The 15,277-nt window shown below is 46.0% G+C and carries 17 protein-coding genes; 6 read left to right on the forward strand and 11 right to left on the reverse strand.

The window, feature by feature from the left end:
* Positions 1-4: 4 nt before the first annotated feature.
* Complete coding sequence (gene corA / locus OCV81_RS06115; RefSeq protein ID WP_148329261.1) at positions 5-1,045, reverse strand: magnesium/cobalt transporter CorA; 1,041 nt, start codon at positions 1,043-1,045, stop codon at positions 5-7.
* A 12-nt stretch (positions 1,046-1,057) separates the two neighbouring features.
* The gene (locus tag OCV81_RS06120; protein WP_148329262.1) at positions 1,058-1,918 is read right to left on the reverse strand and encodes a nitroreductase family protein; all 861 of its coding nucleotides are present in this window, start codon (positions 1,916-1,918) and stop codon (positions 1,058-1,060) included.
* A gap of 378 nt (positions 1,919-2,296) precedes the next feature.
* Here OCV81_RS06120 and OCV81_RS06125 point away from each other — a divergent pair, with 378 nt between their 5' ends.
* The 3 genes from OCV81_RS06125 to queF are packed head-to-tail and all read left to right on the forward strand — an operon-like array spanning position 2,297 to position 4,115.
* A complete protein-coding gene (locus tag OCV81_RS06125; RefSeq protein WP_148329263.1) occupies positions 2,297-2,983 on the forward strand; it encodes a queuosine precursor transporter in 687 nt (228 codons plus the stop codon).
* An 8-nt stretch (positions 2,984-2,991) separates the two neighbouring features.
* On the forward strand, positions 2,992-3,654 hold the full coding sequence (gene queC, locus OCV81_RS06130; RefSeq protein ID WP_148329362.1) for a 7-cyano-7-deazaguanine synthase QueC: 663 nt from the start codon (positions 2,992-2,994) through the stop codon (positions 3,652-3,654).
* Positions 3,655-3,656: 2 nt separating this feature from the next.
* Complete coding sequence (gene queF, locus OCV81_RS06135; protein WP_022354806.1) at positions 3,657-4,115, forward strand: preQ(1) synthase; 459 nt, start codon at positions 3,657-3,659, stop codon at positions 4,113-4,115.
* 91 nt (positions 4,116-4,206) lie between these two features.
* On the opposite strand, the gene OCV81_RS06140 is transcribed toward queF, so the two are convergent.
* The gene (locus tag OCV81_RS06140) at positions 4,207-6,066 is read right to left on the reverse strand and encodes a DNA polymerase III subunit gamma/tau (protein ID WP_148329264.1); all 1,860 of its coding nucleotides are present in this window, start codon (positions 6,064-6,066) and stop codon (positions 4,207-4,209) included.
* Positions 6,067-6,187: 121 nt separating this feature from the next.
* Between OCV81_RS06140 and OCV81_RS06145 the strand changes: the two genes are divergently transcribed.
* The 3 genes from OCV81_RS06145 to OCV81_RS06155 are packed head-to-tail and all read left to right on the forward strand — an operon-like array spanning position 6,188 to position 7,849.
* On the forward strand, positions 6,188-6,490 hold the full coding sequence (locus tag OCV81_RS06145) for an FtsB family cell division protein (RefSeq protein ID WP_148329265.1): 303 nt from the start codon (positions 6,188-6,190) through the stop codon (positions 6,488-6,490).
* Complete coding sequence (locus OCV81_RS06150; RefSeq protein ID WP_148329266.1) at positions 6,491-6,832, forward strand: hypothetical protein; 342 nt, start codon at positions 6,491-6,493, stop codon at positions 6,830-6,832. It begins immediately after the preceding gene.
* A 9-nt stretch (positions 6,833-6,841) separates the two neighbouring features.
* Complete coding sequence (locus OCV81_RS06155; RefSeq protein WP_148329267.1) at positions 6,842-7,849, forward strand: AI-2E family transporter; 1,008 nt, start codon at positions 6,842-6,844, stop codon at positions 7,847-7,849.
* On the opposite strand, the gene miaA is transcribed toward OCV81_RS06155, so the two are convergent.
* The 8 genes from miaA to OCV81_RS06195 all read right to left on the reverse strand — a co-directional run bounded on the left by miaA (position 7,846) and on the right by OCV81_RS06195 (position 15,269).
* Positions 7,846-8,757, reverse strand: coding sequence for a tRNA (adenosine(37)-N6)-dimethylallyltransferase MiaA (gene miaA, locus OCV81_RS06160; protein ID WP_148329268.1), 912 nt, complete (start codon positions 8,755-8,757; stop codon positions 7,846-7,848). The two genes, OCV81_RS06155 and miaA, sit on opposite strands and share 4 nt — an antisense overlap.
* Before the next feature lie 101 nt (positions 8,758-8,858).
* A complete protein-coding gene (locus tag OCV81_RS06165) occupies positions 8,859-9,416 on the reverse strand; it encodes an IS1096 element passenger TnpR family protein (protein WP_072543410.1) in 558 nt (185 codons plus the stop codon).
* Between the two features lie 44 nt (positions 9,417-9,460).
* On the reverse strand, positions 9,461-10,228 hold the full coding sequence (lpxA, locus tag OCV81_RS06170) for an acyl-ACP--UDP-N-acetylglucosamine O-acyltransferase (RefSeq protein ID WP_148329270.1): 768 nt from the start codon (positions 10,226-10,228) through the stop codon (positions 9,461-9,463).
* A gap of 1 nt (position 10,229) precedes the next feature.
* A complete protein-coding gene (locus OCV81_RS06175) occupies positions 10,230-11,615 on the reverse strand; it encodes a bifunctional UDP-3-O-[3-hydroxymyristoyl] N-acetylglucosamine deacetylase/3-hydroxyacyl-ACP dehydratase (RefSeq protein WP_148329272.1) in 1,386 nt (461 codons plus the stop codon).
* A gap of 4 nt (positions 11,616-11,619) precedes the next feature.
* The gene (lpxD, locus tag OCV81_RS06180; RefSeq protein WP_148329274.1) at positions 11,620-12,660 is read right to left on the reverse strand and encodes a UDP-3-O-(3-hydroxymyristoyl)glucosamine N-acyltransferase; all 1,041 of its coding nucleotides are present in this window, start codon (positions 12,658-12,660) and stop codon (positions 11,620-11,622) included.
* 286 nt (positions 12,661-12,946) lie between these two features.
* A complete protein-coding gene (gene pyrF, locus OCV81_RS06185; protein ID WP_148329276.1) occupies positions 12,947-13,771 on the reverse strand; it encodes an orotidine-5'-phosphate decarboxylase in 825 nt (274 codons plus the stop codon).
* A gap of 73 nt (positions 13,772-13,844) precedes the next feature.
* Positions 13,845-14,954 carry a peptide chain release factor 1 gene (gene prfA, locus OCV81_RS06190; RefSeq protein WP_148329278.1) on the reverse strand — a complete coding sequence of 370 codons (1,110 nt, stop codon included), beginning with the start codon at positions 14,952-14,954 and terminating at the stop codon, positions 13,845-13,847.
* Between the two features lie 45 nt (positions 14,955-14,999).
* Positions 15,000-15,269 (reverse strand): hypothetical protein, encoded by a 270-nt coding sequence (locus OCV81_RS06195; protein WP_148329280.1) that lies wholly within the window; start codon positions 15,267-15,269, stop codon positions 15,000-15,002.
* Between the last annotated feature and the right edge of the window lie 8 nt (positions 15,270-15,277).

Below are 15,277 nucleotides of genomic sequence, written 5' to 3' on the forward strand. Positions count from 1 at the left end.
TAAATCAATACCATTTCTTTCGTTTGAAAAACAGGTAGACTCCGACGCCGGTTACGAGCATGATGCCCCATGCCATCAGATACCCGTATTTCCAACCCAGTTCGGGCATCCATTCGAAGTTCATTCCCCAGATACCGGCCAGGAAGGTCAGTGGAATGAAGATGGTGGATACGATGGTGAGCTGTTTCATAATGTTGTTCATCCGCTGGTCGTTGTTCGAAAGGTAAAGGTCGACCAAGGCCGAAATCATATCCCGGCAGCCGTCGAGGGTTTGCAGCACGAATTGCAGGTGGTCGTTCACGTCGGTGAAGAACGGGCGGTTGGCTTTGTGCAGCAGTACGTTGTCGGTGTGAAACAGCTTGCTCATCTGCTCTTTCAATGGCAGGATGCATTTCTTGATGAGGCGGGCATTCTTTCGGTAAGGCTGTATGTCTTCCAGTTTCAGGCCACTGCGGGTTTCGGGCGAAAGCAGCGATTCTTCCATGTCTTCCAGTTCATCTTCCATGCGGGAAATGATGGACATGAAACTGGCCATGACACTGTTCAGCATGACGCTCAGCAGGAAGTCCGATTGCCGGTTCCGGATTTTCAGAGTATTGTTTTTCAATGCGGTATGGATTTCATTGAAAAAATCACTGTCGTGCTCCATGAACGTCAGCACGAAATTGCTGCCCTGTACGATACAGAGCTGTTGCGGTACGTAAGTGTTTTCCTCATGTACCGACAACTGTTTCAGGATGACCACATTGTAGGTGTCATGTTCCTCAATTTTGGTCAGGTGTTCGGCATTGAGGATGTCCTGCGTAGTGAGGAAGTCGATATGAAAGAAGTCGCATATTTCCTGTATGACCTTTGTGTTCTGCAATCCGTGAATCTGGACCCAGTTGATGGCGTCGGGGCGGATAAGGGAAGAAAACTCTTCCATGGAGGCACCCTGATGGAATTCCAGACTTTCGGCGTTGTAGGTACAGAGGTGAAGATGGGTGGGAGTATGGCTGGCTCCCGTATAGTTGAGTTTCTCGCTCAGCAGGTTATTCTTTGTCATGACTTTTCGGGTTTAGTTGATTCTTTTCAATGAAACTTCTTTTTTGTCAATGTACTTGTCGAAGCGGAAGGAAGGCATCCCCAAGGCAATGCCGGCATGGATGGTACAGCCTTCGATGCCCAGTAGTTTCTGCAATTCTTTTTTCCGGTTCATACCTGCCGCCGTGCATACGAATCCGGTATAGAATTGGGCTACGCCGAGCGCTTCAGCCATCAGCGAGGCATTCTGGTAGGCCAGGTTGCAGTCCTGACACCCGAAACGTGCTTTCTTTTCCGTGTAGAAGAAAAGGACTGCCGTAGCTCCGCGAAGAATGCCGTCGTTTCCTTTGCCGAACTCTTCTTTCAGTTGCTTGAACACAGGGATGTAACGGTAGTTGGAGGGCATGAGTGGTTTCAGTATCAGTTTTACCAGGGGATTTTCTACCGTACGTACGATGGACATGAACGTACCGATGGTGAGCCGGCTGATTTCCGTCAATGTTTCCGGGCGGGTAATCAATACCATCTTGACTTCCTGTGCGTTGGTGGCCGTTGGAGCGCGATGAGCCGCTTCGATGATGCGTTGTAACGTTTCTTCGGGAATCCGTTCTTTGGAGAACGCCCGGTTGGAGCGACGGGTACGCATCAGCAGTTCCACTTGGTCGGCACTGGGCAGTCGGTTCCGGTCGAATGTGTGGACTTTCTCCGGTGGAAAATCGGAATGTGCGATGGAATTTGTGGGACAAACGGCTACGCAATGTCCGCAGCTGATGCAGTTTTCTGTGTTTACCTCTATGCCTTTGTCTTCACGGAAGGAGAACAGCGCCGAGGGGCATATTCTGACACACTTCTTGCAGCGTATGCAGGTGTTTTGATCAATCTGTATTTGAACCATTGTCTATAGAACGAGTTTAGCTACATAATATACAAAGGTACAATTTTTATTTGTTTTTTGCCTTGCATTTAATGTCTTTCTCCGAGGAGATTTCTCTGTTCCACAGTGTGGGATATAAAAACCACACTGTGGGATACATATTTCACAGTGCGGAATACAAATTCCACTGTGTGGTACAGAGAATATGTCTAGGCGAAAGGAAGTAAGTGAAGTGGTGTTTGGAGCTATTGGAACGGGGAAGTGTGATTAAGCAGATGAAACTGCATGGCTATCCCGAAAATTCTTTGTATCTTTGCGCCCGATTAAAAGAGAACATTTACATGCGATGCCGTGAATAGCGGTCGTGTATTCTAGAACACCACGTAAAAAACAGGAGCGATGAAAAAAGAAAATCTCGTATCAGTGCCTTTTATGGTTTTGGGCATTGTGTTTTGTGTCTGCCTGGTGGCAGCCAATCTGTTAGAAACCAAAGTCGTACAGCTGGGTCCGATTTCCGTGACTGCCGGACTCATTGTTTTTCCGATTTCTTACATTATTAATGACTGTATTGCCGAAGTGTGGGGCTTTCGCAAGGCGCGTCTGATTATCTGGATGGGATTCCTGATGAATTTCATGGTGGTAGCCATGGGACAGCTGGCCGTTGCCCTTCCTGCCGCTCCGTTCTGGGAGGGGGAAGAAAGCTTCAACTTCGTGTTCGGTATGGCGCCGCGTATTGCTGCTGCCAGTCTGGCGGCCTTCCTGGTAGGTTCGTTTATCAATGCGTATGTGATGAGCCGCATGAAGGTGGCTTCCCATGGAAAGAATTTTTCGGCCCGTGCCATTTTGTCGACCGTAGTCGGAGAGGGAGCCGATTCACTGATTTTCTTCCCGCTGGCGTTCGGGGGACTGATGCCGGTGAGTGAACTGGCCAAAATGATGGTGGTGCAGGTGGTACTCAAGACCTTGTATGAGGTAATTGTGCTACCGGTAACCGTGCGCGTGGTGAAATACATCAAGCGGGTGGACGATACGGATGTCTATGACGAGCACATCTCGTACAATGTATTAAAAATCAAGGAAATTTAAAGAATATGATGAATCAGAACGAGGCCCTTGTCGTATTCAGCGGCGGACAGGACTCTACGACCTGTCTTTTCTGGGCAAAAAAGCATTTTAAGAAGGTACATGCACTGAGTTTCCTTTACGGACAGAAGCATGAAAAAGAAGTGGAGCTGGCACGCAAGATTGCGGAGAAGGCGGGTGTGGACTTCGATGTGATGGATGTGTCGTTCATCGGTCACCTGGGCAAAAACTCGCTGACGGATACTTCCATCCACATGGATGAGGTGAAACCGAAAGATTCTTTCCCGAATACGTTTGTGCCGGGACGGAACTTGTTTTTCCTGAGTATCGCGGCAGTATATGCTCGTGAGCGGGGAATTTTCCATTTGGTGACGGGGGTTTCACAAACGGACTTCAGCGGTTATCCGGATTGTCGCGACTCCTTTATCAAGTCGCTCAATGTGACGCTGAACCTGGCTATGGACGAGCAGTTCGTGATTCATACGCCGTTGATGTGGATTGACAAGGCACAGACGTGGGCTTTGGCCGATGAGCTGGGCGTGTTGGATTTGGTGCGGAACGAGACGCTGACGTGCTACAATGGCATTCCGGGCGACGGTTGCGGACATTGTCCGGCTTGCAAGCTGCGTCGTGAGGGATTGGAAAAATATTTGGCTTCAAAAGAAAACAAATGAGTATGGAAAGAAAAGACGAACTTACTTTATTAGGCAACAAGAAGACGGTATACAAACAGGATTATGCACCGGAAGTGCTGGAAGCGTTTGTGAACAAGCATCCGGAGAATGACTATTGGGTACGTTTCAATTGTCCGGAGTTCACCAGTCTCTGTCCGATTACGGGGCAGCCGGATTTTGCGGAAATCCGTATCAGTTACCTGCCGGATGTGAAGATGGTGGAAAGCAAGAGTCTGAAACTGTATTTGTTCAGTTTCCGTAACCACGGCGACTTTCACGAGGATTGTGTGAACATCATCATGAAGGACTTGATCAAGCTGATGGATCCGAAATACATTGAAGTGACGGGAATCTTTACGCCACGTGGGGGAATTTCCATCTATCCGTACTGCAATTATGGCCGTCCGGGTACGAAGTACGAGGAGTTGGCCGAGTACCGGATGAAGAATCATGACCTGTAAACCACGGTTTACCGGAAGATAAAAGAAAGACAGGCGGAGAAACTGATTTTGAGGTTTCTCCGCCTGTCTTATGTTTATAAGGATGCAGTTCTCAAGAGAGTTCCAGTCCCAAGGCTTCTTTGAGCTTCACCAGACTGGGATTCTTTTTGCTCATCATCTGGAAACGTTCTACATGGCTGTAAGCCCGCACGTTCTCGTTGGCTTCACTCACGCGCGTGGTCATCTTGATTTTGCGGTTGTGCAGCTTCTCCTGCAAATGGGCTTCTATCTGCGGAGCGAGGTGCTGCATGTATTTCTGCACGATGTCGTTGTCCACTGCCACTTCGAAGGTATGCTGGTCGGCCAGCAGATGGGGATGCATGTTCATCATACGTCCGGCATTGGCCGCTTCTTCCTTGGGCAACAGGCTGGCAAACTCACGCCAGTAGTAGCCGAGGTCTTTTTCATTGAAGATATAGTCTTCCCAGTTGTCGGCGGCGTTTTGTACGGGAGCCTGTGTTGCAGGCTGTGGAGCCGGAGCAGTCGCCTGTGTCTGTGCTTTCCGGATGGACATGCCCAAACTGCCTGCCTTGAGAATCGGTGCCTTTCTTTCAGTGGCGGCTTTCGGAAGCGGACTGGCTTTGGTGTAAGGCACTTCTGCCTGCTTTAAGGTCGTGGTATAAGGCTGTGGCTGGGCAGTTGGCTGAGCCGTAGATTGGGCGGCTGGTTGAGGCTGCGGAGCTGCATGAGGCGCAGTGGTGGCTGTAGTAGTTGCTGGGGCTGCCTGTGACTGTGTAGCAGACTGACCGGCTTGCGCGGTGTGGAAAACGGGAGATAACTGTTTCTTAGGGCTACGCCCACTGCCCGTGTCTTCTGGTTCGGCCGTCAGCTGTGCCAGTTGAATCAGGGTTAGTTCCACCAGCAGACGCTTGTTTTTGCTCTGGCGGTAACTCAGGTCGCAGTCATTACACAGTTTCATGGCCTTGTACAAGAATTGTGGAGTACATTTTTGTGCCTGTGCCTGATAGCGTTCGCGGATGGAAGCCCCGGTTTCCAGTAGTTGCAGGGTGGCCGGATCACGGCTCACCAGCAGGTCACGGAAATGGGAGGTCAGTCCGGTGATGAAATGGTTGCCGTCGAAGCCTTTCCGAAGAATGTCGTTGAAGGTCAGCAAACAGTCGGAAACCTTGTTCTTCAAGAAGAAATCGGTCAGTTTGAAATAGTATTCGAAGTCCAATACGTTCAGGTTCTCGATGACACTCTGGTAGGTGATGTGTCCGTTGGTGAAACTCACCACCTGGTCAAAGATGGAAAGTGCGTCGCGCATACCTCCGTCCGCCTTTTGGGCAATCACGTTCAGGGCTTCCGGTTCGGCCTCGATATGTTCCTTACGGGCCACATTCTCAAGGTGTTCCACCGTGTCGCTCACCGTGATGCGGTTGAAGTCATAAATCTGGCAACGGCTCAGAATGGTCGGCAGGATTTTATGCTTTTCCGTGGTGGCCAGGATGAAAATGGCGTGCTGAGGCGGTTCTTCCAAGGTTTTCAGGAAGGCGTTGAAAGCCGCCGTAGACAGCATGTGCACCTCGTCGATGATGTACACCTTGTATTTGCCAATTTGTGGCGGGATACGTACCTGTTCAATCAGGGAACGGATGTCTTCGACTGAGTTGTTGGAAGCGGCATCCAGCTCATGGATATTATAAGAACGCTGTTCGTTGAATGCCTTGCACGATTCACATTCATTGCACGCCTCTCCTTCCGCCGTGGGATGCAGGCAGTTGATGGTCTTGGCAAAGATACGTGCGCAGGTGGTTTTTCCTACCCCTCGCGGACCGCAGAACAGGTAGGCGTGCGCCAGTTTATGGTTGGCAATGGCATTTTTCAGGGTCGTGGTCAATGCACGCTGTCCCACTACGGTGTCGAAGGTCGACGGGCGGTATTTGCGTGCCGATACGATATAATTTTCCATGGGTTGATTCTGTTTGTTTGATTCCTTCATATTTTTGCAAATGTACATAAAATCTCTGTCTTGTCATGGACTTGCTGCGAAATAATTTCTATCTTTGCAGGGTAATAAAGAGCATATTTTTATGGGTAAACTGGCTAATATATGGGCTTTTATCGGGCGTCATAAATATTGGGTGACATTCGGACTTTTCTTGCTGATTATCGGGGTGCTCGACGAGAACAGCCTGATACAGCGCGTGTCGCACAAACGGGAAATTCATCAGTTGAAGACAGAGATTCAACGTTACCGAAAGCAGTATGAGGAAGACAGTAAGGCACTGAAGGAGATTACTTCCAACAAAGAGGCGCTGGAAAAGGTAGCTCGTGAAAAGTACCTGATGAAAAAGGAGAATGAGGATATTTTTATTTTTGAGAAAGACAAATAAATGGATTCGAAAAGAAATGATCAGCTGGCTGTAGGTGGAGCAGTGGTACTGTTTGTCGGACTGGTGCTTCAGTTTATGAAATTGGAATGGGCTCCGTATGTTTATCTGGTAGGAGCTTGTTTGTTTGCATACGTACAGCTGGTTTCGGACTATAAGGGTAGCAATGTGGTAATTCGTCGTCTGCGTCGTCAGCAACTGCTAGGGGCGATGCTGCTGGTGTTGACAGGAGTGGTGATGTTGCTTTGGAAGCGGAATGAATGGATTGTCTGTCTGACAATTTCGGCTGTATTGGAATTGTATACGGCTTTCCGGATTCCACAGGAAGAAGCAAAGGAAAAATAATACAGAAAAATGGTCAAGGAAAAGTACTGGAAATATTCACTGATTGTGTTTATTTTAGGGTTGGGATTCCTGTTGTTCCGCCAGGCTCAGCCTTTTATGAATGGTATCTTAGGTGGATTTACGCTTTATTTGCTTTTGCGTAACGTGACTTTCTGGCTTCAAACCAAAATGAAGCCTGCACTGGCGGTATGGCTGGTTACAATTGTTGTGACGTTATTTATTCTAGTCCCTCTTTCTTTGTTTGGCTGGGCCTTGGTGAGCCAGGTTTCACAGATGCATTTTGATACGGAAGCTATTATCAGGCCCATGTGGCAGGTGGTCGATTTTATCAAAGACCGTACAGGCTTTGATGTGTTGTCGGAAAAAAGTCTTTCTTTTCTGGTGGCACAGGCATCTTCCATCGGGCAGTCTGTGATGAGTGGAGTGAGCGATTTGCTGGTCAATCTGTGTGTAGCCATCATGTTGATGTTTTTCATGCTGTATGAAGGGAAATCCATGGAACATTATATATCTACATTGCTTCCTTTCAGAGCGGAGAATAAGATAGAAGTCTTGAAGAAAGTGCAGCTGATGGTGCGCTCCAATGCCATTGGTATTCCTTTGCTGGCCATAATCCAAGGATTTATTTCTTTGGGAGGATACCTGATTTGTGATGCGCCCAATCCGTTCCTGAGTGCCATGCTCACAGCTTTTGCTTCAGTTATTCCATTGGTGGGTACAGCCTTGATTTGGGGACCGATTACCGTTTATTTTTTGATTGTAGGAAATTGGGTGAGTGCCTTGATGATGCTGGGATATGGAGCCATCATTGTGGCACAATGTGACAACCTGATCCGTTTCCTGTTGCAAAAGAAGATGGCAGACGTACATCCGTTGATTACCATCTTTGGAGTGGTGGCCGGACTTCCTCTGTTTGGTTTCATGGGAATTATTTTTGGCCCTTTACTGGTGTCTTTGTTTCTTCTGTTTGTGGATATGTTCCGGAAAGAATTTCTGCTCGAAGATGGAGAAAGTTAATCTTGCGGAATTTGGGTGGACAGATAATGCAGAATGGCTTCTTTCTGGTCCGGGTGGAACCAGGTGATTTCCGGATCTCTTTTGAACCAAGTCATTTGTTTCCGGGAATAGATTCGTGAATTCTGTTTGATTTTTTCGATGGCAAACGGAAGTTCCCATTCTCCGTCCAGATACTTGAAGATTTCTTTATAACCTACAGTGTTCAATGAGTTAAGATGTTTGTAGGGATAAACACGTTTAGCTTCTTCCAGCAGGCCTTCTTTCATCATTTCGTCTACTCGCTGGTTGATACGTTGATAAAGTTCTTCCCGTTCGCGTGTCAGTCCGACTTTCACAATATGGAAGGGACGTTCCTTTTGTGTGCGAGTACGGAAGGACGTATACGTCTTTCCGGTCATGTAGCAGATTTCCAATGCATGAATCACTCTTTTGGGATTTTTCAAGTCTACTATCCGATAATATTCCGGATCGAGTACTCGCAGTTCTGCGCAGAGTTGTTCCAAACCTTCTGTTTCGTAGCGATGCAACATCAGGTCACGGGTTTCCTTGTCGACTGTAGGAATGTCGTCAATTCCTTTGCAGACCGCATCCACGTACATCATGGAGCCGCCAGTCATGAGCACGACCGCGTGGGTTTGAAATAAATCCTCCAATTTCTTCAAGACTTCCGCTTCGTATTGAGCCGCACTATAGTAATCGGTCAGCGCCAGGGTCCCTACAAAATAGTGAGGAACTCTTGATAACTGGGTAGGGGTAGGAGCTGCAGTACCAATTTTCAAGTCTTTATATAATTGCCGGGAATCGGAGGAAATGATAGAGGTATGGTAATGCTCGGCGATGGACAAGCTTAATTCGGTTTTACCAACGCCGGTCGGGCCGATAAGTACAATGAGAGTGGGCTTTTTCATGGATAAAGTTTTTAGGTGAGCAGGAAAAATAAATGTCATTCTGAACCAAAGTCCAGGATGACATTCATTGCGATTGGCCGATTGAAAAATCGGGAATATTTTTAGTATTTGTCTTCGTCGTAAGGATTTCCGCTTCCTTCGTTGATGTCGAAACCTTCCGGATCAAAGTCTTCCATGTCATAGTCCTGGTCGCCGTAGAAGTTTTCGTCCAAGTCGAGTGCAGCATTGGTATTCATCTGCTCATCGAAATCAATTGTCTGTTTGGGTGCTTCACCGCTTTTACGTGAACATACCGCTTTGTCAAGGTCTTTTCCGGTAATGATTTCCGACAGTTCAATGAAAAATACGCGTTCTGCCAGCGGGTCAAATACATACAATAGTTTTTGTTTCTCGTCTTCTAGCAGTTCGCTCAGGCGGGTATCTTTCATTACGTAAGTATCTTCTTCCGAACTCCCGGTTCCCATGTCTTCCAGGGTTATTTCGGTCTCTTTTTCCCAGTCATCGTCGCAAATGAAGAAAGAGGTCATCTGGTCATCCTTGTATCCTGTAGATTTCAGTATTGCTTCGTGCAGGTCATAGAATGAAGCTTCTGAGTCAATTTTGATTTCTCTCAAGAAATCATCGACTTCGTCGGATATGATTCTAAATTTGTATACCATTTTTGTTTGTCTTTGGTTGATGTGGTAAATATACAAAATCTTTTTTATCGGATAATGCCTCGCTGTGAGTTTTCCACAAATGAAATGATGTATTCTATTTCTTTGCTCATCGGTACTTCCCGGCGGATTTCTTCAATGGCATCGGCAACCATCCTACCGCTGTTGTAGATGATGCGATAGGCATTGTGGATATTCTCAATCAGTTCGTTGGAGAAGCCTCTTCGTCTTAGTCCTACAATATTGATACCGCAATAAGCGATAGGGTCACGTCCGGCTATGATGAAAGGGGGGATATCTTTGCTGAACCGGCATCCTCCTTGAATCATGACGTAGCCTCCTACACGGCAGAACTGGTGCATCAGCACGGAAGCACTGACAATGGCGTTGTCGTCGATAATGACTTCACCCGCCATTTTCGTCTGGTTTCCGATGATACATCCACTGCCTACAAGGGTGTCGTGGGCTACGTGTACACCTTCCATCAGTAAATTGTTATTGCCTACAATCGTTTTTCCTTTGGCTGCCGTACCCCGATTGATGGTGACATTTTCACGAATTGTATTGTTGTCTCCTATTTCGGCCGTAGTTTCTTCCCCATGAAACTTTAAGTCTTGCGGAATTGCACCGATTACGGCGCCTGGAAAAATCCGGTTCCCGTTTCCGATGCGGGAACCATATAAGATATTAGCATTAGGCATAATGACATTGTTGTCGCCTATTATTACATTTTTGTCAATGAAAACGAAGGGACCTATTTCAACGTTTTCCCCAATTTGTGCTTCAGGATCTATATATGCTAAAGGACTGATCATGTTACTTGTTTTTTACAATTTGTGCCATAAACTCAGCTTCGCAGACAATCTTTTCGCCTACGAAAATATATCCTTTCATGGTAGATATGCCTCGACGGATAGGTGCCATCAGTTCAACTCTGAAAATCAAGGTGTCTCCAGGAACCACCTTCTGGCGGAATTTGACATTGTCGATTTTCAGGAAGTAGGTAGAATATCTTTCAGGCTGGTCTACCGAATTCAATACCAGCAGGCCTCCAACCTGTGCCATGGCTTCTATCTGCAACACACCCGGCATGACAGGTTCTTGCGGGAAATGTCCTTGGAAGAAGGGCTCATTGGAGGTGACATTTTTGATGCCTACGATGTAGTTGGCACCGATGGCAATTACTTTGTCTACCAGCTGGAATGGATAACGATGTGGAAGTAGCTCACGAATGCGGTTTACATCCATCAGAGGTTCCTCGTTGCAGTTGTATACGGGAGCCTGGATTTCATGCAGGCGAATTTCCTTTCGTAACTGGCGTGCAAATTTGTTATTGATGGTATGTCCCGGGCGGGTAGCAATGATGCGTCCTTTGATGGGTTTCCCTACAAGCGCCAAGTCTCCAATGATATCCAGTAGTTTGTGGCGTGCCGGTTCATTGGGCCATACCAAAGGAATGTGGTTGATGTATCCCAGGTGGCTGGCATCCATGTGAGGAACTCCCATGACATCAGCCAGTTTGTCAAAACTTTCCTGAGTCATCTGTTTTTCATAAATGACAATGGCATTGTCCAGGTCTCCACCTTTGATGAGTCCGGCGTTTAATAACGGTTCAATTTCACGGACAAACACAAATGTACGTGCTGAAGCAATTTCTGTAGGGAAATCTCCCATATTCTCCAGTGTAGCATATTGGTTTGTCAGAATCTTGGAGTCATAAGATATTAATGTATTGACGCTGAACTTGTCATCTGGTAGAACAATGATGGATGAACCCGTTTCTTCGTCGCGGAATTCAATTTTGGACTTGATGATGTAATAGTCTTTCGGAGCAGTTTGTTCTTCGATACCTACTCGCTTAATGCATTCCACGTAGGCCTTGGCACTACCGTCCAGAATAGGAAATTCTGGCCCGTCTACCTGAATCAAGCAGTTGTCTATGCCTGCTGCATACAAAGCAGCCAATGCATGTTCTACGGTACTAACTTTTACCCCGTTTTTTGCTAAAACTGTTCCACGGGTAGTGTCCACTACATTTTCAGCAACGGCATCCAGTATAGGCTGGTCATCCAAATCGATTCGCTGTATTTTATACCCGTGGTGCTCTGGGGCAGGATTGAACGTAACAGTAAGTTTGACTCCCGTATGGAGTCCTTTACCATTGAGTGAAAAGCTGCCTTTTAAGGTTTGTTGTTTCAACATGGGTTTATTTATTTAGTTGTTTTTTTAATTCTTCGATTTCCTTCTGCAAGCGTCCAAGTTCTACATACATATCTGGAAGCTTTTTATAAATGGCCGCAGAACGTGCAAATTGCTTTGGGTCGATGGCTGGATAGCCCATTAAAGTGGTGTGAGACTTCGTATTTCCCGGGATACCCGACTGGGCACCTACATTCACGTGATCTCCTACTTTGATATGACCGGCTACTCCTACTTGGCCCCCGAACATACACCATTCGCCAATCTTGGCCGATCCAGCAATCCCTACCTGAGATGCCATTACGGTGTTTTTACCAATTTCTACGTTATGTGCTACTTGTATTAAATTATCGAGTTTAACTCCTTCATGCACAAGCGTCGCTCCCATAGTTGCACGGTCTATGCAGGTATTGGCACCCACTTCCACATTGTCTTCTACTATGACAATTCCAATTTGAGGAATTTTCTCGTAACCTTCCGGTGCGGGAGCAAATCCAAAACCATCGGCTCCGATGACTGCACCTGCATGCAGAATACAGTTGTTGCCGATTCTGCAATCGTGGTACACAGTGACATGAGGATAAAGGATGGTATTCGTACCAATTTTGGCATTACTTCCTATAGTAGCCTGTGGATGTATGTATACATTATCTCCAATTTCGGCTCCCTCCTCAATGCAGACAAAAGGACCGATATATACATCTTTTCCAATTTTGACGTTTTCTGCGATGGAAGCTAATGAACTGATTCCTTTCTTTCTCGGCATACTCATTTCATAAAGCGTCATTAATTTAGCCAGACTTTCGTATGCATCGTCTACTTTAATCAGAGTAGCCTTGATTTCATGTTCTGGATGGAAATTTTTGTTGACCAGTACAATGGAAGACTGGGTTTCATATATGTAATGAGTATATTTGGGGTTGGATAGAAAAGATAATGCACCTGGTATGCCTTCTTCTATTTTGGCGAAGGTATGTACTTTGGCATTTTCATCTCCTATTATAATTCCCTGGATGTATTCCGCAATTTGTTTAGCTGAGAACTCCATATTGATTATCTTTTGTTCCTTTGTTTTCCTTGTTGTTTTTCAAATTGTTGTTACTTGAAAAAAGCATACTTACTACTTAATTATGCAAATTACGTATTTTTTTTTTATATATCAGTGAAAAATGCCAATTATTTGCCTGAAATGCCCTCTGATTTTTATGTGTGCGCCCAAAATCTCTCTTAGCATAGGAATTTTTGCATGGATTTCAGAATAAAAAAAGAAGTATAAAGTTTCCTGGGGATAAACTTCATACTTCTTGTATACTTTATGTAAGTAATCTTGTATGTTACAAGATGTTTGTCAGTTGTTTTTCCATTTGCTGCTGTACTTTTTGTGCTTCTTCGCCTGCTACTTTGGCGAAGTTCTCAGTCTTATCGGCATAAATAATGGCACGGCTTGAATTGACAATCAAGCCACATTCTTTGGTCATACCGTATTTGCAGACTTCTTCCAATGAACCACCTTGTGCACCGATACCCGGTACCAGCAGGAAGTGGTTGGGGACAATTTTACGGATGTCTTCAAACATACGTCCCTGAGTAGCACCTACCACGTACATCATGCTTTGGTCGTTGGCCCATTCCTGTGATTTGCGCAATACTTTTTCGAAGAGGCGTTCGCCTTCTTTGTCTTCCGTAAGCTGGAAGTCGTGTGAGCCTTTGTTGGAAGTCAGTGCCAGTAAGATGACCCATTTGCCTTCATAAGTGAGGAACGGAGTCACGCTGTCTTCACCCATGTAGGGAGCTACAGTGACAGAATCGATGTTCAGTTCTTCAAAGAAAGTGCGGGCATACATAGCCGAAGTGTTACCGATATCGCCACGTTTGGCATCGGCAATAATGAACTGGTCAGGATAGTTCTTTTTGATGTATTCCACTGTCTTTTCAAAAGCAATCCATCCTTTTACACCCATACTTTCATAGAAGGCCAAATTGGGTTTATAGGCAATACAGTAAGGGGCAGTGGCATCGATGATTGCTTTATTGAATGTGAAAATCGGGTCTTCTTCTTTCAGAAGGTGTTCCGGAATTTTCTTGATATCGGTATCCAGTCCTACACATAAAAAAGATTTTTTCTTTTTGATGTTTTCAAATAATTCCTGTTTGTTCATAATGTTTTTATGATTAATGGTAATAATGTGACTTTATTGTTCACGGTAAGGGGTAAAATTATACACCTTACTTTTATAATTCGCTTTCTTTCAACCGTTCTGCATTTTCGGCCACAATCAGATGGTCGATGCAGTCCTGAATGTCGCCGTCCATGAAGGCTGCCAGGTTGTAGATGGTATAGTTGATGCGATGGTCGGTGATACGTCCTTGCGGATAGTTGTACGTGCGGATTTTGGCCGAACGGTCACCGGTGCTCACCATGGTCTTTCGTTTGGAAGCGATGTCGTCGATGTATTTCTGGTGTTCCTTGTCGTAGATGAAAGTACGCAGACGGCTCAGGGCACGTTCCTTGTTCTTCGGCTGGTCGCGGGTTTCCGTACATTCGATAAGGATTTCTTCCACGATACCCGTGTTCGGGTTCTTCCAGTTGTAGCGCAGACGGACCCCCGATTCTACCTTGTTCACGTTCTGACCTCCCGCACCTCCGCTTCGGAAGGTATCCCATTTGATTTCACCTTCGTTGATTTCTACATCGAAGGGTTCTGCTTCGGGAAGTACGGCAACCGAGGCTGCTGATGTATGAACACGTCCCTGAGTTTCTGTGGCTGGCACACGCTGCACGCGGTGCACACCTGATTCATATTTCAAAGTACCATATACCTTGTCTCCCGTGACAGAACAGATAATTTCCTTGAAGCCTCCGGCAGCACCTTCGTTGGCGCTGGATACTTCCAGTTTCCAGCCTTTGCGTTCACAGTATTTGGAGTACATGCGGAACAAATCGCCGGCAAAGATTGCTGCTTCATCTCCTCCCGTACCTCCACGGATTTCCAGGATGGCGTTGCGGTCATCTTGCGGGTCGGCAGGTACCAGCAACAGTTTGATTTCTTCTTCCAGCTGGGGAATACGGGCTTCACAGGCAGCTGCTTCTTCGCGGGCCATCTCCTTCATTTCCGGGTCGTTTTCGGACATCATCATTTTAGCCTCCTCCAGTCCGTTGAGGCATTGCAAATATTCCTTGCGGGCAGCCATAATGTCGCCCAGTTCCTTATATTCTTTAGTCAGTTTGACGTATCGTTTTTGGTCGGCTATCACATTCGGGTCTGTAATAAATGTAGAGACCTCTTCAAAACGTGAAACCAAACCGTCTAATTTTTCCAGTAATGTATTGTTTTCTGCCATTCTAATGGAATGCTTATACAGTTGAGTGATTAGATAGGTATTTGTTTACCATAATCTGCTATAGGCTATCCAGGTAAAGAATACCAACAATATGAGCCCCAGCAAGATGAGTGGTAAGTCTCTTTTGGCTTTCCATTGAAACTCTTTGACACCAAAGTATTTCCCATAAATAAAGGAAATGGAAAACCCTGGAATTCCAAAACTTAGACCTTTTAGAATGGGAGCGTCAAATTCAATACTGAGAAAGAAAAGGACAAACCATAAAATAAGTAATCCGATGCCGATAAGACATCCTTGCTTTTCTTGCGGTTTCATACAATTGT

Origin of the sequence: Phocaeicola fibrisolvens (assembly GCF_025567125.1) — a bacterium.
Classification (GTDB): domain Bacteria; phylum Bacteroidota; class Bacteroidia; order Bacteroidales; family Bacteroidaceae; genus Phocaeicola; species Phocaeicola fibrisolvens.